We start from the raw sequence: 19,536 nt of genomic DNA, 5'->3' as shown, positions 1-19,536 counted from the left end.
ATCCCCCGTTTACCCCCCGGATTGGCCTTCTCCGTCCGACTCATCAGCGAGCTGACCGAGCACCTTGGCGGCCCCGGTACGGGCGATCTTTCGCGCGAAGTAGTGGTCCTGCGTCATCGATACCTTCGCGTGTCCGAGCTGGTCAGCGACGGCCCGAGCTGACAAGCCTGCCTCATCCATCAGCGTCGCGACCGTGCGTCGGAACACGTGTGAGGTGAGCCACTCGTACCCGAGGTCGTCGAAGACCTGCCGGAGGTCCGCGCTTGTGTTGGACGGGTCACGCAGGCCACCCAATTGCGCGGGAAACACCAGAGCATCCGGTGACGCGTCCTCCGGCATGCGACGCCTGATCATGTCAACGGTCCAGCCCGCGAGCTCCACGATGCGCTCACCAGCGTCGCTCTTGGGCTTCTTGACGATCAGTCCGACTCCCTTGACCCGGATCACTGTCCCACGCACCGCGACAACACCTTCGTTGAAGTCGATCGCGTCGAGGTGGATGGCGGCGGTTTCGCCGATCCGACAACCTGTACCGAGCATCATGTCGGCGAAGTCGGCCAGGTCCCATCTGACAGCCTTCTCGTGCGTCCGGATCTTCTGACGCAGGGTTCGCGCCTCATCCACCACCAACGATCGGCCGCCGTTCCGGGAACCTTCGATGCGCGCTATCTCACGAAGCGGGTTGGTCGCCAGTGCCCCGTGACGAACTGCGAGGCCGGGTATGCCGGTGAGGACCGTTCGCAAGGTCTTAGCCGCGCTGGCTCCGCGACTCGCCTCACAACCCCGCCGAAGCTTCGCACCCGATCCCTTACCCGCCTTGGCGCGCACAGCCGCACGAACAGCCTTGATCAGCCGATCGGCTCGTCCGGTGGTGAACTCCCTTTACCTCCAACTCGCCAACCGCGGGGAGGACGTGCCGATCCAACTGGTACCGGGTACTAAAGGCGTCGAGACGCTCACGGTACGAGTTGAAAACCGCCGGCAAGTCTTCGTGGAGGCGGAAATTGATCAAGCCTGCTACCAAGAACTATTCCGATTGATCAAGCCGAAGGTTTCGCGGCAGGACCTAATCCTAGAGTTCATCCCAACAGCCAAAGGCCGCGGCGGAAATGCCGCAGTACTCGAACTTGTCAACTGCCTTCGCCAGAGTGGTCCTTATAAGGTACAAGGCCTCATTGACCGAGATAACAACGACGCAGCTCCTCCTGCCGGCGTAACGCGGCTCCCCGAGAGGTACGCTGTGGAGAACATTGTCTACGATCCGCTGGCCGTTGGACTCCTTCTTCTCAGAGAGGGGATCGCATCGACAAGTGAAATCGACCTATCCGATCAAACCACCTACCGAAACAACGAGCCAGAGCAAATGCCCTTGGTAGTCGCATACGTAAGTCAAAGGCTCAACTTCAGCGATGACACGTCCTGCCAGATGCTCTATTCAGGTGGCATAAGCATCGCCTGCCATCCGGAGTACTTCAAATGCAAGGACACGAAATTGCTGACCGAATCGTCACGGCCTTTCCGGCGCTTAACCGATGGTGGGGACAAGGCGACAAGGTCTTGGCTGCAGCGATAGTCGAGACAGTCTATGCGGACCTCCCGGAAAATCATCCCCCGTTGCGTACTCGACGCATTTGAATTGCTGCTTCTTCAGGGCTAGGGCATGGACGCGCGACTCCTGGATGGGCTCCGTAAGTTGACACGTAACTGTCAGGCGACTTCCAGCCATCCCCTCCGACGAAACCATGAATTGTCACGAGCCTGCACCGGCGCGATTTGCTCGGAACCATTCCACCGCTGGCCCACCAAAGGTGGGCGGGCCAAGGGGAATGCTTCTCTTGCTCCAAATATGGTCGAAAAGTGCACCTCGCTCGACGTCAACCTCTGCACCGGCAATTCCAATCGATTGAAACAACGCGTCGAACTCGTCGCCAACGGCGTTGGAGACCTGTCTTGATGTGGCGAGAACCTCCTGGCAAGCAAGTTTCGTTACTACGTCGAGACAATGTCCCCTTGCGGTAAAGAACGACTCTTCGCTATCACCGTCCCTCTGGAATGTGGCGAGCAACTCTCTAGCACCATGCCAGCTTGACGTGATTCTGCTATGAGCTAGTTCTCCAAGGGCTCGGTTGAGTGGCTCCAATCTTCGCCAGCTAGCCGCGCCAAGCCAATCGCGAGGCGTCGTTCGCGTTGATTCCTCCAATTGTGCCGCCTTCTCTGGCTTGGTACGCCACGCCCTCATCCGAGCACATTGTTCCAAGACGCATCGGAGGACTGCCATCGCCCTGTCGTCATCTTCAAGCCAAAGCCAATAGGCTGACCGTAAGCCGCTCGCGATTAGCGCACCAGCATCAGCTTCTGGACCGGACAACCACCCCGCAGCTACACCAGCCGCTTCACTGACAAGTACGTACCACATCTCCCTTCCGCCCAGAGAGTCTAGATTGAAGTCGTCTCCCAAATGTTCACGCTCTTGATCAAACGCCAGCAGCGCAGAGCGGGCAGATGCACGACGGTGCCAAGCAAAAGCGAATCTAAGAAGCTCGTCGTCTCTAAAATAGCGACCGAAGGGCTTCTGTCCATCTAACACCTGGTCGAACAACTCCGCCGCGCGCTCAGTAGCCCCCAACGGATTGGTGCGAAGTCCATGCATTGGATGCAACGGCAGCAATGACGCTAGGTCGGGAGTTGAAAGTTGGACAGGGAACGGGATCGGGGGTGACTTCGCCTGCTTGGGTATCGGCGCACGTCCGGCCACTTCAGTACCACTATCGCTGTCAGCCTTCGAGAAATGGTCCGGAAACTGTCGCAATATCATGACAGCTTTCATATCCTGTCGTTCGATCGCGAGAAGGCTGAGAGCCTCTCGAATCTGCCGAAGGCTCAATGTTACAGCACTTGCGATCGCGCCTATTGCCACGTATGCATTCGCCGGAACCTTACCAGGGTCGCACCTTTCTCGTGAGTCCCATTCCACAGCATCCACGCCGTCGAACCCATGTAACAGATCATCAAGCAGACCCAGCGTCAGTGCCGCGCAGATCTCTTCGCCGTCACTCAACCGAACGTGGCGATGAGGATCGTCGGGTTCCCCCACGGATCGGGTCAACGCATCAGTTATGGCATGCCCTCCAAAGATGTCTCCAGAAGGATCAGCCTCAAGATCAGTGGTGTGAGACGTCTGCGCCTGAGTGTCAAGACTCCAGACCCTTGCGAAGTAGTCAAAGCTAGATTCCCCGGACCTATGGGCGATCTTCGCATTGAATGCGCGATGATTCGTCCAGCGCTCCAACTGAAGCCGTGCAACCATTGTTGCGCCTGCCAGTTGACCCGCTAATGCAAGGCGAATCGCCGCCACCGCGCTATCCACGCCCCAAGCTAGGTGATCGATCCATGGACCGGCATATGATGCTGGCGGCCTGTCCTTGCTTGCGCCGTGATTGACAAGAAGTCGATCCAGGAACGGCACCGGCGCAAGAGATTGCAACCCAACGGAGCGCAGGTCATCAGGCATGTCCTGGATGTTCAGCATCCGCCGGTTGTGCCGGGCTATGAGGGCTTCCTTTAGGTACTCGGGACCAAGGCTGGCCAGCCTCTCGTAGTCTGACAGATCATTGCCATAATTTCGGCCCCGCCGCTCTGCCCGCTGAGCCGCACGCAGCGCCTCCTTGGCCGTCGGTGGCCGCAGACCGTTGCGGCGTTCGGCCTTGCTTCTGCTCTGCCGTCCCAAGGAATCCTTCCTCCACTACACCAAAGGAGTTCGGCGCACTTGCAGAGACTCCAGTTGCAAGTATCCCGCGAACAGCTCAAGAGGCGGCACGGATTTTCTGAATCGCTAGCCGGACGAGGCCGGTGATGAGTTTCCCTACGTCTTCAAGGGCGGCCCTACGGGGCCGCCGCGCCCGCCCAAAGGGCGCCGGCCTTCCCTCCGCGCCTAAGGGCGCCCGGTCGGCCGACGCGGCTAGGCGCGCCACGAGGGCCGCCAGAATCTGACGACCCTCACAGCGTCGATCCCGTCTTGACGCGTAGCTGTCAACGGCTGAGGCCGCTCCCGCGGCTTTACCCACCTCGCTGGGTCCGGGGCCCGAAGAGCGGAGGCCACGGCGGGTGGTACGGGCAGGCGGCACGCCGCCCGCCGAGCCCGGACAAGCTACGGCCCCCACTCTCCCGACCCCAGCCAGGACACCGACCAAAGCCGCGGTACCTCGTGATCATCACTCGACTGCTTGAACGATGTTGCCGATCGTGCCCAGCGCGACCCCGAGAACGATGAAGAGCCATCCGTAGATCTGCTCAACCAAGCCGCCTACAGCAATGGATTCCGACTTTCCCGCCACCTCGGCGATCCGCTCCGTCATACGACGATCCAACTCTGACACCGATTCAGTACGGGCCGTTCGCTCCGCAACGACCGCCTCACGAACATCCTGCGCTATATCGTGAACGCGCTGAAGCCGATTTCGGACTTCTGCGGCAAACTTGTACGGATCCATCGCAATCGATGGTAGAGGGCCGAATTTCACCCTACCGGTAGCATGCATGGCCCAGCTCGTCTCGAGTGAAGCGGCGACTTGTCCAACGATGGGCCTTGGCTTCATGCGCAACATGCGCCGTCCCCATCGGTTGACGACCCCAGCAAGCCGCCCAACTGCCGACCAGGACGACCGGACAAAGGCTGCGCTCAGTGGCTCGCCCTCAACAAACTCCGCCCATGTTCGCTTGAAACCGTGTAGGGCCAGCACGAGACCCACAAACTCAAACAGCCCGGCAAGAACGTAAAGGACCATCATGGATCCAGCGTGCCGCAGTCGTGGGGCCTTCGCTCGTGGAAGACGCAGGCGAGCCGGGGGAATCCAGCAGCAAGGTACAGCCCCAGCGAAGCCGTTCGTCTTCTCCTCCTGCGTCGACCATGATCAACTCCCCGACTTAGCCCAGGAGACGGTTGCGGACGGCACTGAAAGAACCAGAGAGGATCGAGGCGACCAAGCATGTTTCTCTCAACTGGGCTTGAGGAAGCCCGATCCATCGCCAAACGACCATGACGACCGTCCTGGACTCCGCGGGTTCAGGGTTCGATCCCCTGGCGGCCCACCCAATCCCCGGGTTGGCGACTTGCATGCTGTCCAGGGTGCGAACGGGAGCGGGTACGTCGCGACCGAGCGGCGGCCGACTTCGACCTGGAATTGATCGAGGGCCGCGCCCTGTACACCTGACTCAGGCCGCTGGTGCTGCCGCGGACCGAGTGAGCACCTGATCCAGTGCTGTCTCGAGGTCTTCGACATCGTTGCCGCGCCAGGCGATGAAGGCGTCCGGCCTGACGAGCAGCGCTTCGTTGTCGGGTACGAGGCCTGGTACCTGGTGGGCGTTCAGGCCGAGGTCGTCGGCGGCGCGGAGCCAGGCGTCTCCGTTCGGGCCAGCCAGGACGGTGAAGCGCGACTGGATCAGGTCGAGGGTGGACACCCCGTCCGCGACCCAGAGGTGCGGTAGGCGGGAGCCGGGGGAGCCGTCGAGGTTTGCTCTGATGTCGTGGTCGGACGGGCGTTCCTTCGAGTCGACGATCGCGGCCGAGTCGTAGCGGTAGCCCACGTGGACGACCACGCCGTGCGCCATGCCCACCGCAGCCCGCGCGCGGTCGCCTTCGGGGCCGGACATCCAATGCAGTTTGGGATGTACGCCTCGCAGGAGCGCTTGGTCGAGCGTCCATGCGGCGACGGGGCGGCGTTCGGATTCGTACGTGTCGAGCAGCTGCGGACCGGCGGCGCCGCGGAGGACCAACGCGATCTTCCAAGCCAGGTTGTGCGCGTCGGCGATGCCGGTGTTGAGCCCGAACCCGCCGAGCGGCGGGACCGCGCGGGCCGCGTCGCCGGCCAGGAACGCGCGCCCGACGGCGAACCTGTCCGCGAGCTGGCCGCACGGCCGCCACGGCAGGATGCTGCGCACCTCCAGCTCGAGAGCGTCGTCGCCGACGGCGGCGCGGATCTGCGCGGCGGCCTGCTCCGGAGTGAGGTCGACATCCCGCGTGTGGAAGATCCAGTCCCGTGAACCGTCGACCATGACCAGCATCCCGTTGTCGAGGTTGATGGTCGCGAACCAGGCGCCCTTCGTGTACGGGGTGAGGTCGGCGCGGAACAGCGTGCTGGTCATCGGCGCGCCAAGCGGGCCAGGCCCAGTGATCCCGATGCCGAGCTGCTCGCGGACGAAGCTGCGGACACCGTCGGCGGCGATCAGGTAGCGCGCGCGGACGGTCTCGCCGGAGTCCAGCGTCGCCGTGACCCCCTCGGCGTCCTGCGCGACGCCAGTCACCGTGCTCCCGTACGAGACGCGAGCTCCGCGCCGAGTCGCCTCGGCGAGCAGCACGGCGTCGAGGCGGTTCTGCGCGAGCGTTCCCGGCAGCTTGCACGGCGAGATGTCGTCGAACTTCGCGGTGATCGGCGGCGTCGCGGCGTGGCTCGTCGCGGTCAGGTCCGTCTCCATGAGAGTCGTCCCGTACACCTTGCCGAGGTTGCGGCCTCCCATGTCGACGGCCTGGGCGGCGAGCGCGTCGAAGCTGCCGACCTCGCGGAAGAACTCCAGCGTGCGCGGGCCGATGCCAGTCGCGCGCGGATGGACCGAGACGCTGTCGCGCCGCTCGACCACGAGCGTCGAGACGCCGTGGTGGGCGAGGAACAGAGCGGCGCTCAGGCCGACCGAGCCGCCGCCGACAACGAGCACCTCTGGATACGTCGTGTCCGTCATGGCTACACCGTAGCCATATGGGTACGCTGTTCGCAACGAGGAAGGTGGGCGGATGTCCGAGGTGTGGATGCGGGAACGGCCGAGCCCGCGGCGGAGCGCGCCGAGCGTGGACCAGATCGTCGCGCGCGCGGTGGCGATCGCGGACGCCGAGGGCGGTGCCGCGGTCACCATGCGGCGGGTCGCGGCGGAGCTGCAGTCGGGGACGGCCTCGCTCTACCGGTACGTGACGAACCGCGACGAGCTGGTGGACCTGATGATCGACGCGGTCCAGGGCGAGTCACCGCCGCCCACACGTACCGGTGACTGGCGGGTGGACCTGACGGCGATCGCGCATAGGCTCCGCGACCTCTGGCTGCGCCACCCCTGGCTGTCCAGCGAGCTCACCGGCCGCCCTCCGTTGGGACCCGAGTCCTTGCGCCACGCAGACGCCGCGCTGGAGGTGGCGCTTACGTTGACCTCCGACGTGACGCGAGCCTCGAACGCGATCGCGACCGTTCGGTCCTACGTCTTCGGCTCTGTCGCCGCCGAACTCGCCGAGCTGCAGGCGCGCCGGCGTACCGGCCTGACCGAGGAACAGTGGCAGGCAAGCGTCGCGCCGTACGTCAACCAGCTCATCGAGTCCGGCGCGTACCCGTCACTTGCGCGCCGGATCCAGGACGGCGACGAGACTCCGCCGGCGCGACAGTTCGAGCTCGGATTGACGTGGGTGCTCGATGGAATCGGCCTCCACCACGCCTGAAACGACAAAGACAAGGAGCTGTTGCACTCCTTGCCGCTATTAACGTTATAGCCGACCTGGGGGCTTGCGGCAAGACCCCTGTCGTCCTGCACACTCTCCGATCGATGCCTTCTTGGGCGCCTTTCAATCGTGTGTAGATGGGTTGTTTGCATGATCGACGTGATCGTTGCCGGCGGCGGAGCGACGGGGCTGATGGTGGCCTGCGAGTTGCGGCTGCACGGCGTGAATGTGCTCGTACTGGAACGGGATACGGCACCGACCAAGGAGGTACGCGCGCTCGGGTTGCACGCGCGCAGCGTGGAGGTGATGGACCAGCGCGGGATGCTGGATCGGCTCCTCGCGCACGGCAGTCCGTACCCGGTCGGCAATCACTTCGCCGGCATCATGAAGCCGAACCCGGTGCGGCTGGACACCGAGCATGCGTACGTTCTCAGCGTTCCGCAGCCGATCGTCGTACGGCTGCTTGCCGACCGCGCAGAAGAGCTCGGGATCGAAACCCGGCGCGGCAGCGAAGTGGTGTCGTTGAGCCAGTCCACGGACTCGGTCGAGGTCGAACTTGCGGACGGAACGTCGCTGAGCGCGAAGTATCTCGTGGGCTGCGACGGCGGCCGCAGCACGGTCCGCAAGCTGCTCGGCGTGAACTTCCCCGGTGAGCCGCCCCGGACCCAGACGCTGCTGGGCGAGCTGGAGGCGACCATGCCGGTGGCGGAGATGGCCGCCATCGTGACCGAAATCCGCAAGACCGAACTGTTCTTCGGCATCGGGCCGTCCCCGTCCGGGGAGGCGGGCATCTTCCGCGTCGTCGTTCCCGCGGCGGAGGTGGCCGAGGACCGTACGGTGGCGCCGACGCTCGACGAGCTCAAGCAGCAGCTACGCGCGTACTCGGGCACCGACTTCGGCGTGCACTCGCCGCGCTGGCTGTCGCGGTTCGGCGACGCGACCCGGCTGGTCGACCAGTACCGCGTCGACCGAGTGCTGCTCGCCGGTGACGCGGCCCACGTCCACCCACCGCTGGGTGGTCAGGGCTTGAACCTCGGGATCCAGGACGCGTTCAACCTGGGTTGGAAGCTCGCCGCCGCCGTCGCCGGCTGGGCGCCCGAGGGTCTGTTGGACACGTACCACGCCGAGCGGTACCCGATCGCCGAGGACGTGCTGAGCAACACCCGGGCGCAGAGCGTGCTGATGGCGAACGACCTGAACTCCCAAGCCGCGCGGCGGCTGGTGTCGGAGCTGATGGACTTCGAAGAGGTGCACACGTACCTGATCGAGAAGCTCATCGGCGTCAACCTCCGCTACGACCTCGGCTCGGACGAGGACCTCGTCGGCCGCCGTCTCCCGAACGTCGCGCTCAAGGGCGGCCGGCTCTTCGACCTGATGCACGCCGGCCGCGGTCTCCTGCTCGACCAATCCGGCGCCCTGTCGGTGGACGGCTGGGCCGACCGCGTCGACCACGCCGTGGATGTGAGCGAAGACCTCCCGCATCCCGCGGTCCTCCTCCGCCCCGACGGCCACGTCGCCTGGGCCGGCAACGCCCAGCAGGAGCTGGCCGACGCCCTCGCCAGGTGGTTCGGCAAAGCCACCTGACGCACGAGCCCGACGTCGGACAGGTGCTCACTCGGTGCGGAGCACCTGTCCGATGCGGGCGTATCGAGGCGGTGCGGCTTGTATCAGCCCCTACGTGTACGCGAGCAGGTCCGGCTCCGGGAGCCATTGGTGGGATGGGTCGAACGGGCGGAACGTCCTGGTCACGTGGTCGATCAGCTGCGTCAGCGCCGGGTGGTAGTTCTGCCGGTGGTAGAGCAGCGAGCACGGGTAGACCGGGGTCGGGCGGACGATCGGGACCTGGACCGTACGGGGATGCGCGGGCAGCCGGGTCCCGTCGCCCACCAGGCTGATCCGCCGCCGAGAGCTGACCTGCTCGACGTAGTGCTCCCAGCCGAAGTCCGGCCCGGACGTGTCGATCTCGAGGTCGAACTCGACTCCGAGCAGCCGGTAGAACTCCTCCCACTCGCTGCCCGCCACGTTCCCGGGCATCCAGATCGTCGACGCGGCCAGCCGCGACATCGGCACCTCGCGCAGCCGCGCCAACGGATGCGACCGGTCGACCAGGACGTAGATCGGCTCGAGGTACGCCGGGAGGTGCCGGAGCTCCTCGTCCAGCGTTCCCATCACGCGGGCGAACGCGGCGTCGATCGAGCCGCGGGCGAGCGCGCCGCGCGCGGAGCGCAGGCCGTTCGACGTGGTGATCTCGATGTCGACGTCCTCGGCGCCGTCGTGGAACGCGCGGACCAGCTCGGTCGCCACCACCCTGGTGTCGAGCACGTCGATCCGCAACGACCGGCGCCGCCCGCGCAGCAGCGCGAGCGCCTGGTCGGCGATGCCGACCAACGACCGCGCGTGGTGCAGGAACGTCCGGCCGTCCTCGGTCAGCTCCGCGCCGGACCGCGTACGGAAGAACAGCCGCACGCCGAGGTCGGACTCGAGCTTCGCGATCCGCTTGGAGATCGCCTGCTGGCTGATGCCGAGCCGTGCGGCGGCCTCGCTGAACGTGCGTTCCTCGGTGATCGTCACGAACGCACGCACCGCGGCGAAGTCCAGATCCACAACGTCAGGTTGTGCCGAGCCCGCGTGTCGATTGTTGGACATCCCCGCCCGCTCTCGGATCGAATGCGTCAGTCGATCGGCGAGCTTACAACCAGAGGATGTGCATGCCGGAGCGTTCGTTCGTGCATCTCCACGTGCACACCGAGTACAGCATGCTCGACGGCGCCGCGAAGGTCGGGCGCCTCGTTGACGAGGTGTCGCGGCTGGAGATGCCTGCAATCGCGATGAGCGACCACGGCAACGTGCACGGGGCGTACGAGTTCTACCAGTCGGCGCGCAAGGCCGAGGTCAAGCCGATCATCGGCATCGAGGCGTACGTCGCCCCGCGTTCGCGGTACGACAAGCAGCCCGTCTACTACAGCGAGAACGTCGCGCTGCGTCGTTCCAACGACGCGACCGGCGAGGGCGGCGACGTCTCCGGGCGCGGTCTCTACACGCACCTGACGATGTGGGCGGTCGACGCCACGGGGCTGCGCAACCTGTTCCGGCTGCAGTCGCGGGCCTGGTTGGAGGGGCACGTCCAGAAGTACCCGCGGATGGATGACGAGCTGCTTTCCCAGTACAGCAAGGGAATCGTCGCCACGACGGGTTGCCCGTCGGGTGAGGTACAGACGAGACTGCGGCTCGGCCAGTACGCGCAGGCGCGCGAGGCTGCCGCGCGCTACCGCGACCTGTTCGGTCGCGAGAACTACTTCCTCGAGCTGATGGACCACGGACTGCCGATCGAGCGCCGCGTCCGCGCCGACCTGCTGAGGCTCGGCGATGAGCTCGGGCTGCCGCCGTTGGCGACGAACGACTCGCACTACGTGACCGAGGACCAGGCTGCCGCGCACGATGCGCTGCTGTGCATCGGTACGGGCAAGCGGCTCGCCGACGCGGACCGGTTCCGCTTCAGCGGCAGCGGGTACTACCTCAAGCCCGCCGCGGAGATGCGCGCGCTGTGGGACGGCGAGGTCGCCGGTGCCTGCGACAACACGCTGCTGATCGCGGAACGCGTGGGAGACTACGGCGAGGTCTTCGCCCATCGCGATCTGACGCCTCGATTCCCCGTACCAGAAGGCGAAACGGAGTCCAGCTGGCTACGCAAGGAAGCCCTGAACGGCGCCCGTGAGCGCTACGGCGAGCCGCCGTCGCAGGAGGTGCTCGACCGGATCGACTACGAGCTGTCCGTGATCGACACGATGGGCTTCCCGGGCTACTTCCTCGTGGTGGCGGACATCTGCGCGTACGCCCGCTCGCGCGGTATCGGGCTCGGGCCGGGTCGCGGCTCGGCGACGGGGTCGATCGTCGCGTACTGCACCGGCATCACCCAGCTCGACCCGATCGAGCACAAGCTGATCTTCGAGAGATTCCTCAATCCTGAGCGGATCTCCATGCCGGACGTCGATCTGGACTTCGACGACCGGCGGCGCGACGAGATGATCGAGTACGTCACGCGCAAGTACGGCGACGGCCGGGTCTGCCAGATCGTCACGTTCAGTACGATCAAGGCGAAGGCGGCGGTGAAGGACGCGTGCCGGGTGCTGGGACTGCCGTACGCGTTGGGAGATCGCATCACCAAGGCGTTCCCGGCTGCCGTGGGTGGCAAGGAGATTCCGCTCGCCGCGATCCACGAGTCTTCGCACGAACGGCACGGTGAGGCGACGGAGCTGCGGCAGCTCTACGCGCAGGACACCGAGGTCAAGCAGGTGCTCGACACCGCGGCGGGTCTCGAGGGCCTCACCCGCGGGACCGGCATCCACGCCGCCGGTGTGATCCTGTCCAGCGAGCCGTTGCTCGACGTGATCCCGTTGGTGAAGCCGAAGGCCGACGGGCCGATCGTCACCGGCTTCCCGTTCACCCAGGCCGAGGACATGGGCCTGCTGAAGATGGACTTCCTCGGCCTCCGCAACCTCACCGTGATCGGCGATGCGATCGCGAACATCCAAGCCAACAAGGGCATCGAGATCGACATCCTCTCTGTGCCGCTGGACGATCCCACGACGTACGACCTGCTCGCGCGCGGCGACACGCTCGGCGTGTTCCAGCTCGACGGCGGCGGCATGCGGGTGCTGCTCAAGCTGATGCAGCCGACGACGTTCACCGACATCGCGGCGGTGAACGCGCTCTATCGCCCCGGCCCGATGGAGATGAACGCGCACACGAACTACGCGCTGCGCAAGACCGGCAAGCAGGCCGTGACGCCGATCCATCCCGAGCTCGAGTCGGCGCTCGAGCCGATCCTCGGGGACACCTATCACCTGGTGGTGTTCCAGGAACAGGTGATGGCGATCGCGCAGCAGCTCGCGGGCTACTCGCTCGGTGCCGCGGACATGCTGCGGCGGGCGATGGGCAAGAAGAAGAAGGACGTGCTGGACGCGGAGTGGGACCGTTTCTCCACCGGGATGCGCGACCGCGGGTTCTCCGAGCCGGCGATCAAGGCGGTCTGGGACGTGCTCGTCCCGTTCAGCGGGTACGGGTTCAACAAGTCGCACACCGCGGGTTACGGGCTCGTGTCGTACTGGACCGCGTACCTCAAGGCGAACCATCCGAGTGAGTATCTGGCTGCCCTGTTGACTTCTGTGGGGGACGACAAGGACAAGATGGCCGTCTATCTGGCCGACTGCCGGCGGCTCGGGATCAAGGTGCTGCCGCCGGATGTCAATGCCAGCTTGCTCGACTTCGCCGCGGTGGGTGCGGACATCCGGTTCGGGCTGGGCGCGGTCCGCAACGTCGGCGCCGGGGTGGTGGACGCGATCGTCGCCGCGCGCTCGTCCGCTGCGTTCGTCTCGTTCGACGACTTCCTGGGGAAGGTGCCGGTCGTGGTGTGCAACAAGCGGGTGATCGAGTCGCTGGCGAAGGCGGGCGCGTTCGACAGCTTGGGCCATGCCCGCAAGGGGATCGTCGCCGTGCACGAGCAGGCGGTCGATGCCGTGATCGGCGTCAAGCGGCACGAGGCGTACGGGCAGGACTCGCTGTTCGGCGCGGTCGGTGCTGACGAGGAGGGCTTCGCGATCGCCGTTCCCGATGCTGAGTGGGACGGCGCGACGTTGCTCGCGTTCGAACGGGAGATGCTCGGGCTGTACGTGTCGAGTCATCCTCTGGACGGCGCCGAGGCGGTGTTGAGCGCTCACCGGGACACGTCGATCGTCGACCTGCTGGCGTCGGGCCGGCAGGACGGGGTGGTGCGGATCAGCGGGATCGTGTCTTCGCTCGAACGCAGGGTCACGAAGCGCGGCGATCCGTGGGCGATCGTGACGGTGGAGGACCTGGACGCGTCGGTGGAGTGCCTGGTCTTCCCGAGTACGTACGCGCTGTTCAACGAGGTGCTGGCGCAGGACCGGGTGGTGTCGGTGCGCGGGCGGGTGAACGTACGCGACGAGACGCTGAGCCTGTACGGCGAGGACATCGCTGTGCTCGACGTCGCGGGTGCCGCGGTGGTGGCGCCGGTGGTGATCTCGGTGCAGTCGACGCAGGTGACCGAGCGGTTCGTCGTGGAGTTCAAGCAGATCCTGGCGAGCTATCCCGGTGCGGCACCCGTTCATCTGCGGCTGCTCCGGGCCGGGTCGGGATCGGTGCTGCTGAACCTGCGCCCGTACCAGGTCGCGCCGGACCCGGCGTTCTACAGCGACGTCAAGGCGCTGCTCGGCGCCAACGCGATCGGGCCGTCATGACCGGGTGCTCGTGGTGCCGGTCCGGGGTTCTCCTCGGCTTCTTGCGGCTGCCGGGGGTGTGGACGAACGCGGTTGGCGCGGAGCTCCGGGTGGTCGACGAGGTGCCGCTGTGCGCGGACTGCGTGTGGCACTGGGGTGACCAACCCCGTCGACCCGATGCCGTCGCCCTGGCCGGCGAGCTCGAGGCCTGGCGCCGCGGCGAGCTGTGACCTGCGCAAAGTTGTGGGCACGCCGGTCGGAAGACCCTCTGCGGCCGACGTGCCCCTTGATATGCCTTCCACGATAACCAGCGAGGCATGATCAGGTAGCGATTTCGCGAGGGTCAACGTTGGAGATGGGATGACCCGTTGACATTCGTTTACGGTCATAGTTCGATGTCTCGAAGATAAGTTTCAGCGTGGGTCTGCTCGTGATCGTCTCATCTGTCTGTCCGGCGGAGGGTGAGTGCTATGAGCAAGGTCAGTCGCAGGTACTTCGTGCTCGGCGGCATCGCGGTCGCCGCGGGGGTTGTCGCGCAGACGCCGAGTACGGCGGCGGTGGTCCCGTACCCGTTCAAGTTAGGCATCGCCTCGGGCGAGCCCGCGGCCGACTCCGTGGTCCTGTGGACGAGACTCGCCACGGCTCCGCTCAACGCGGACGGCCAAGGGGGCATGCCGAACAGCGATGTCACCGTGGAGTGGCAGGTCTCGACCAGCGACACGTTCGCGACCATCGTCGCCCAGGGTTCTGTCGCCGCGAAGTACGCCGACGCGCACTCGGTGCACGTCGTCGCGGGCGGGCTGAACGCTGACGCCAACTACTACTACCGGTTCCGCGCGAACGGCCACATCTCGCCGGTCGGCAGGACGCGGACGACGCCCGCCACCGGAACGTTCGGCCGCGACATCGTCATGGCCTTCGCCTCCTGCTCACACTACGAGGAGGGATACTTCACCGCGTACCGCCGGATGGCCGAGGACAACCCCGATGTGATCCTCCACCTCGGCGACTACATCTACGAGTACGGAACGGTCACCGGCCGCACCCGCGCCCACGCCGGTGCTGAGATCGTCTCGATCCAGGACTACCGGCGCAGGTACGCGCAGTACCGCACCGACCCCGATCTCCAAGCAGCACACGCGATCGCGCCCTGGCTCGTCGTCAACGACGACCACGAGGTCGAGAACAACCACGCCGGCAACATTCGCGAGAACAACAACCCCGCGCTCACCGCCGCGCAGTGGACGGCACGTCGTACGGCGGCCTACCGCGCGTACTACGAGAACATGCCGCTCCGCCCGGCCCAAGCTCCCGGCGGCGCCGCGATCCCGCTTTTCCGGCGGGTCCAGTGGGGCAAGCTCGCGACGTTCCACATGCTCGACACCCGCCAGTACCGCAACGACCAGGCCTGCGGCGACGGCTGGAAGGTCTGCTCCGACGCCGACCTCGCGAACCGGAGCCTCCCCGGCAACGCGCAGGAGACCTGGCTGCTCGACGGCCTCAACCAGCACGCGTCGACCTGGGACGTGATGGGCCAGCAGGTGTTCTTCGCCCGCAGGTTCAACGCCACCGGCGCGAGCATGGACTCCTGGGACGGCTACCGCGCGTCGCGGTCGCGGATCCAGAACGGCTGGGTGCAACGCGGTACGCGCAACCCCGTCGTGCTCACCGGCGATGTGCACCGGTCCTGGGCGAACAACCTCAAGGCCGACTACGCGAACTCGAACTCGGCGACGATCGGCACCGAGCTGGTCACGACGTCGATCACGTCCGGGGCCAACGGATCGGGCTCGACGACCGTCCCGGACCAGGGCACCAACCCGCACCTGAGGTTCTACGTGGACCGCCGCGGCTACGTGCGGACGACGATCACGCAGAGCCAAATGCGCGCCGACTTCCGTACCCTCACGTCGGTCACCGAGCACGGCGCTCCGGCGAGCACGTTGCGTTCGTTCGCCATCCAGGATGGCGTTCCCGGTCTGCAAGACATCTAGAGGGGGCCGAAGATGAGAGCTGACGGTGGAGTGCACGAGAAATCACCACGCACGGCGGCGCCGGCTTCCGGGGTCCGAGGACGATCCTTTCGGCCGAAGGCCGCCGTCTGGTCGCCGCAGGGCCACCAGGGGCCGCCGAGCACCGCGGCCCGATGCCGTGGAGGCCGCCTGCGGCCGACACGTGCGAGCGGTCGCCATGGGCGCAGGGTTGTGGTGACGTTGGCACTCACCGCGTTGGCGGTGGGCGGGCTGATGGCGGCGCCGGCGCTGGCCGCGCCGACGTGGGTGACCGCCAACTCCAACTCGACCGGCGACCAGGACGTCGCCGCCGTCGCGACGAACCGGAACGGCGACGTCGCGGTCGTGTGGGAGGACGACCGCGACGCGACCGACGCGGAGAACAACAACCACAGCGAGATCTACCTTCGCCTGTTCAGGAACGGGACGGCGGCGTACGAGCTCAAGCTGTCCGCGGGCGGCACGTCCGGCGTGCAGTGGAAGCACCTCGCGCCCGACGTCGGCCTCGACGACCAGGGCAACGCGGTCGTCGTCTGGGCGGATGACCCGGACGGCAACGGCTTCTACAACATCCCCTACCGCGTGGTGTCGCCCGCGGGTGCCATCAGGGCGTCGGGCAGGGCGAACGCGAGCGCCGATGGCCAACAGCTGTGGCCGAAAGTCGCGGTCGACCCCGACGGTACGCCGGCGACGCCGGCCGCCGTCGCGTTCACCGTGGCCTGGGAGGACACCCAGGGAACGGCGCCGTCGACGGTCAAGGCCGCCGGTTACACCAACCTCACCACCAAGGCGTACGAGGTCACCGCGAGCCAGACCACCGGCAGCCATCGCCGCCCGGATATCGCGGTGTCGGCGTCGGGTGACGCGCGCGTCGTGTGGGAAGAGGACTCAGACGCCAACGCTGCTTACAACATCGGCCTCGTCGGGCTCGCGAAGTCCAACGGCGCGGTCAACCTCACGAGGCGGATCGCCAACACCACCAGTGGTGGACAGCACGCGCGGCCGTCGATCGCCGCGAACTTCAACGGTGCCTTCGCGGTCGCGTGGGAGTCCGGTGGGGCGGCCTGGACGCGTTCGTTCACTCCGGCGGCCGCACCGCGGCACGGCGACGTGTCCGTCGCTACCGGCGCGAAGGTCCCGGGGATCGGGATCGACGACCAGGCGAACACCGTGGTGGCGTGGACCGTTCAGGCCACCGACCTGGACACGTGGGCCCGTGGCTTCAACCCCGACGGCACGACCACCGGGCGGCTGGCCTCGCACGCGCTGATGTCGGTGCCCGCCGGCAAGCAGGACGGCATGGCGATCGCGGTCTCGGCATGGGGCGAGGTGAACGTGACGTACGCCGACGACAACGACGGCAACACCTGGGACCAGGTCTACCTGGGCATGGGATTCGTCAACTCGAGCTGGTGAGTCCCCGCATGTACTCGACGTACTGCGGGAACGCGACCTCCGGCTCGGCGAGCTCGGCGTGCCAGCGCTTCTCCCACTCGAACGTGTGATAGCCGGCGTACCCGGACTCCTGCAGGAGGCTCGCGATCTTCGGCAGCGGGAGGTCGCCTTCGCCCATCGCGACGTAGTTGAACCCTTCCTTGGTGCCGGACGAGTCCTTCCAGTGCGAGTTCTCGATCCACTTGCCGAGCGTCGCGAGCGTGTCCTCGGGCTGCTCGTCGAGGGTGCGCCACGGGTGGTGGACGTCCCACAGGACGCCGGCCGCGACGTCGCCGGCGGCCTCCAGCACCGAGGCGACGTGCGCGCAGGCCGTCCAGTCGTCGTGCGTCTCGATCAGCAGCCTTACGCCGTGCCGGTCCGCGATCGCCGCGAGTTCAGCGAGGTGGGCAGCCGTACGTTCGATCGCGACCTGCCGGTCCTCGTCGCCGATCTTGCCGCCGAACACGCGGATGTGTTTGGTGCCGAACGTCTCGCACACCTGCCCGTACGCGGCGACCTCGTCGCGGTTGGCCTGGGCGCGGTCGGGGTTCGCGACCTGCACCGAGCTGGAGAAGCACGACACCGCGAGGCCGGCGTCGGTGACGCGCTGCACGGTGGTGGCGGCGTCGGTGGAGAACGCCGGCAGCCGCCAGACCTCCATCTCCTCGCCGAGCCCGCGGAAGTCGACGGCGTCGAAGCCGTACTCCGCCGCGCGGGTGATCACCGTGTCGAGATCCCAACCTGGACAACCGAGTGTGGTGAACGAGAGCAGCATGCGCCTCAGTATGGTCGGATCTGTGACGGCTCGTAGCCGCGCGCAGCGACGCGTGGACACCGAATCTCGGCTGAATGCGGACACCACGCTGTGGCTCGCGACCGGCAGCCAGCACGGCGGTACGCCGCAGCTGCTGCCCGTGCCGTTCCTCTGGCACGACTCCGTTGTGGTGCTGAGCGCCGGGGCGTCGACGTTGACCGCGCGGAACCTGGAGACGACGGGGTACGTACGGCTCGCGCTCGGGGATCCGCTGGATGTGGTGATCGTCGACGGTTTCGCGGAGGCGCGGCGCTCGCTTGCGGACGAAGTGGCGGCGGCGTTCGTACGCAAGCTGTCGTGGGATCCGCGGGAGGAGGCGGATCCTCAACTGTGGTTCGTGATTCAGCCTCAGCGTGTCCTCGTGTGGCGGACGGCCGAGGAGGAGGCCGACCGAACGATCTTCCGTGACGGTTCCTGGCTGACGAGTTAGGGATTGGTTCGGGCGCGTCGCCCGCGATTGGCCCGGCTCGTTCGCGGCGGGCGTTCCTAGGCTGGGCGACATGAAGTACAGGACGATTGGCACTGATCCGGCCACGCGCCGCGAGGTGAGCGTGCTCAGCCTCGGCGCGATGCTGATGGGCACGAAGACCGACGAAGCGACCTCGTTCGCGATCCTCGACCGGTACGTCGAGGCGGGCGGCACGTTCATCGACACCTCCGACAACTACGCGTTCTGGGAGAACGGCACGCAGGGCGGCGAGAGCGAAGGTCTGCTCGGCCGGTGGCGGCGCAGCCGCGGCATCGGGTCGGAGATCGTGATCGCGACCAAGCTCGGCGCTCGGCCGCTGGCGCCGGGGACGTCCTACGTCGACAACCCCGAGGGGCTGTCGGCGAAGATCATCCGCGAGTCGGCGTCGCGGAGCCTGGAGACGCTGGGTGTCGACCGGCTGGACGTGCTCTATGCGCACATCGAGGACCCCACGGTGGAGCTGTCGGAGACGGTGTCGGGCTTCGCCGACCTCGTCAGCGAGGGTCTGGTGGGTCTGCTCGGCGTGAGCAACCACTGGATCTGGCGGGTCGAGCGGGCTCGGGCGCTGGCGGCGTCGGCGGGGGTGCCGGGGTACGAGGTGCTGCAGTACAGCCACAGCTACCTGCGGGCTCGTACGGACCTGTCCGAGCTGTCGCCGGACGGCGATCAGGGGCCGGCGAGCGGGGAACTGCTCTCCTACGTCCGGGCGCAGCCCGAGCTGGCGCTGGTGGCGTACTCGCCGTTGCTGTCGGGCCGGTACGTGCGTGAGGACAAGCCCTGGGAGGCGCGCTACGACCACGGCGGCACCGCGCCCCGGCTGGCCGCGCTGGCCGAGGTGGCCGCGGAGACGGGCGCGACCGCGAACCAGGTCGTGCTCTCCTGGCTGATCGGCGGCTCGATCCCGGTGATCCCGCTGGTGGGAGCGTCGTCGGTGGAACAGCTGAACGAGAGCATCGAGGCGGTCGACCTCGAGCTGACCGCCGACCAGCGGGCCCGGCTCGACGCGGCCTAGTGATCATGAACGTGATCATGAAGCCGAACTGGTCATATACGCCGGGTTTGCCTTCATGATCACGTTCATGATCACGGGCAGGCCTGAG

15 protein-coding genes are annotated in these 19,536 nt (G+C 66.5%); 9 read left to right on the top strand and 6 right to left on the bottom strand.

Features of this window, described 5'->3' with window-relative positions; genetic code table 11:
* Positions 1-9: 9 nt before the first annotated feature.
* Positions 10-744 carry a site-specific integrase gene (locus JOD67_RS01790; RefSeq protein ID WP_205114297.1) on the bottom strand — a complete coding sequence of 245 codons (735 nt, stop codon included), beginning with the start codon at positions 742-744 and terminating at the stop codon, positions 10-12.
* Between the two features lie 124 nt (positions 745-868).
* Here JOD67_RS01790 and JOD67_RS01785 point away from each other — a divergent pair, with 124 nt between their 5' ends.
* Entirely contained in the window at positions 869-1,573 is a 705-nt protein-coding gene (locus JOD67_RS01785; protein ID WP_205114295.1) for a hypothetical protein, read from the top strand.
* A gap of 177 nt (positions 1,574-1,750) precedes the next feature.
* Here the strand turns inward: JOD67_RS01785 and JOD67_RS01780 are convergent, their stop codons facing one another.
* The 3 genes from JOD67_RS01780 to JOD67_RS01770 form a co-directional block, all read right to left on the bottom strand.
* Positions 1,751-3,529 (bottom strand): hypothetical protein, encoded by a 1,779-nt coding sequence (locus tag JOD67_RS01780; protein WP_205114293.1) that lies wholly within the window; start codon positions 3,527-3,529, stop codon positions 1,751-1,753.
* Positions 3,530-4,211: 682 nt separating this feature from the next.
* Positions 4,212-4,490 (bottom strand): hypothetical protein, encoded by a 279-nt coding sequence (locus JOD67_RS01775; RefSeq protein WP_205114291.1) that lies wholly within the window; start codon positions 4,488-4,490, stop codon positions 4,212-4,214.
* 721 nt (positions 4,491-5,211) lie between these two features.
* On the bottom strand, positions 5,212-6,732 hold the full coding sequence (locus JOD67_RS01770) for an FAD-dependent oxidoreductase (protein WP_205114289.1): 1,521 nt from the start codon (positions 6,730-6,732) through the stop codon (positions 5,212-5,214).
* Positions 6,733-6,784: 52 nt separating this feature from the next.
* Between JOD67_RS01770 and JOD67_RS01765 the strand changes: the two genes are divergently transcribed.
* Both JOD67_RS01765 and rox read left to right on the top strand, forming a co-directional pair.
* The gene (locus JOD67_RS01765; protein WP_205114287.1) at positions 6,785-7,471 is read left to right on the top strand and encodes a TetR/AcrR family transcriptional regulator; all 687 of its coding nucleotides are present in this window, start codon (positions 6,785-6,787) and stop codon (positions 7,469-7,471) included.
* Between the two features lie 150 nt (positions 7,472-7,621).
* On the top strand, positions 7,622-9,055 hold the full coding sequence (rox, locus tag JOD67_RS01760; protein ID WP_205114285.1) for a rifampin monooxygenase: 1,434 nt from the start codon (positions 7,622-7,624) through the stop codon (positions 9,053-9,055).
* Between the two features lie 90 nt (positions 9,056-9,145).
* On the opposite strand, the gene JOD67_RS01755 is transcribed toward rox, so the two are convergent.
* The gene (locus tag JOD67_RS01755; protein ID WP_307782234.1) at positions 9,146-10,075 is read right to left on the bottom strand and encodes a LysR family transcriptional regulator; all 930 of its coding nucleotides are present in this window, start codon (positions 10,073-10,075) and stop codon (positions 9,146-9,148) included.
* A 104-nt stretch (positions 10,076-10,179) separates the two neighbouring features.
* Here JOD67_RS01755 and dnaE point away from each other — a divergent pair, with 104 nt between their 5' ends.
* From dnaE to JOD67_RS01735, 4 genes are all read left to right on the top strand, one after another.
* The gene (dnaE, locus tag JOD67_RS01750; RefSeq protein ID WP_205114280.1) at positions 10,180-13,728 is read left to right on the top strand and encodes a DNA polymerase III subunit alpha; all 3,549 of its coding nucleotides are present in this window, start codon (positions 10,180-10,182) and stop codon (positions 13,726-13,728) included.
* Positions 13,725-13,937 carry a hypothetical protein gene (locus tag JOD67_RS01745; RefSeq protein ID WP_205114278.1) on the top strand — a complete coding sequence of 71 codons (213 nt, stop codon included), beginning with the start codon at positions 13,725-13,727 and terminating at the stop codon, positions 13,935-13,937. Before dnaE ends, JOD67_RS01745 begins: the two co-directional genes overlap by 4 nt.
* A 240-nt stretch (positions 13,938-14,177) precedes the next feature.
* On the top strand, positions 14,178-15,701 hold the full coding sequence (locus tag JOD67_RS01740; protein ID WP_205114276.1) for an alkaline phosphatase D family protein: 1,524 nt from the start codon (positions 14,178-14,180) through the stop codon (positions 15,699-15,701).
* Between the two features lie 213 nt (positions 15,702-15,914).
* Positions 15,915-17,135, top strand: coding sequence for a hypothetical protein (locus JOD67_RS01735; RefSeq protein ID WP_205114274.1), 1,221 nt, complete (start codon positions 15,915-15,917; stop codon positions 17,133-17,135).
* Here the strand turns inward: JOD67_RS01735 and JOD67_RS01730 are convergent.
* Positions 17,119-17,928 carry a sugar phosphate isomerase/epimerase family protein gene (locus tag JOD67_RS01730; protein WP_205114272.1) on the bottom strand — a complete coding sequence of 270 codons (810 nt, stop codon included), beginning with the start codon at positions 17,926-17,928 and terminating at the stop codon, positions 17,119-17,121. The two genes, JOD67_RS01735 and JOD67_RS01730, sit on opposite strands and share 17 nt — an antisense overlap.
* A gap of 22 nt (positions 17,929-17,950) precedes the next feature.
* Here JOD67_RS01730 and JOD67_RS01725 point away from each other — a divergent pair, with 22 nt between their 5' ends.
* Positions 17,951-18,397, top strand: a complete 447-nt coding sequence (locus JOD67_RS01725; protein ID WP_205114270.1) for a pyridoxamine 5'-phosphate oxidase family protein — start codon at positions 17,951-17,953, stop codon at positions 18,395-18,397.
* A 70-nt stretch (positions 18,398-18,467) separates the two neighbouring features.
* Complete coding sequence (locus tag JOD67_RS01720) at positions 18,468-19,448, top strand: aldo/keto reductase (RefSeq protein ID WP_205114268.1); 981 nt, start codon at positions 18,468-18,470, stop codon at positions 19,446-19,448.
* The last annotated feature ends 88 nt before the right edge of the window (positions 19,449-19,536 follow it).

Origin of the sequence: Tenggerimyces flavus (assembly GCF_016907715.1) — a bacterium.
Taxonomy (GTDB): domain Bacteria; phylum Actinomycetota; class Actinomycetes; order Propionibacteriales; family Actinopolymorphaceae; genus Tenggerimyces; species Tenggerimyces flavus.
Note: the sequence above shows the minus strand (reverse complement) of the source record. Positions and strands in the feature narration are given on the sequence as shown.

What these genes read in the sequence shown, in the direction of transcription:
- dnaE (WP_205114280.1), top strand. Translation starts at nt 10,180, where the DNA reads ATGCCGGAGCGTTCGTTCGTGCATCTCCACGTGCACACCGAGTACAGC.
- JOD67_RS01770 (WP_205114289.1), bottom strand. Translation starts at nt 6,732, where the DNA reads ATGACGGACACGACGTATCCAGAGGTGCTCGTTGTCGGCGGCGGCTCG.
- JOD67_RS01745 (WP_205114278.1), top strand. Translation starts at nt 13,725, where the DNA reads ATGACCGGGTGCTCGTGGTGCCGGTCCGGGGTTCTCCTCGGCTTCTTG.
- JOD67_RS01730 (WP_205114272.1), bottom strand. Translation starts at nt 17,928, where the DNA reads ATGCTGCTCTCGTTCACCACACTCGGTTGTCCAGGTTGGGATCTCGAC.
- JOD67_RS01780 (WP_205114293.1), bottom strand. Translation starts at nt 3,529, where the DNA reads ATGCTGAACATCCAGGACATGCCTGATGACCTGCGCTCCGTTGGGTTG.
- JOD67_RS01740 (WP_205114276.1), top strand. Translation starts at nt 14,178, where the DNA reads ATGAGCAAGGTCAGTCGCAGGTACTTCGTGCTCGGCGGCATCGCGGTC.
- JOD67_RS01775 (WP_205114291.1), bottom strand. Translation starts at nt 4,490, where the DNA reads ATGGATCCGTACAAGTTTGCCGCAGAAGTCCGAAATCGGCTTCAGCGC.
- rox (WP_205114285.1), top strand. Translation starts at nt 7,622, where the DNA reads ATGATCGACGTGATCGTTGCCGGCGGCGGAGCGACGGGGCTGATGGTG.
- JOD67_RS01765 (WP_205114287.1), top strand. Translation starts at nt 6,785, where the DNA reads ATGTCCGAGGTGTGGATGCGGGAACGGCCGAGCCCGCGGCGGAGCGCG.
- JOD67_RS01720 (WP_205114268.1), top strand. Translation starts at nt 18,468, where the DNA reads ATGAAGTACAGGACGATTGGCACTGATCCGGCCACGCGCCGCGAGGTG.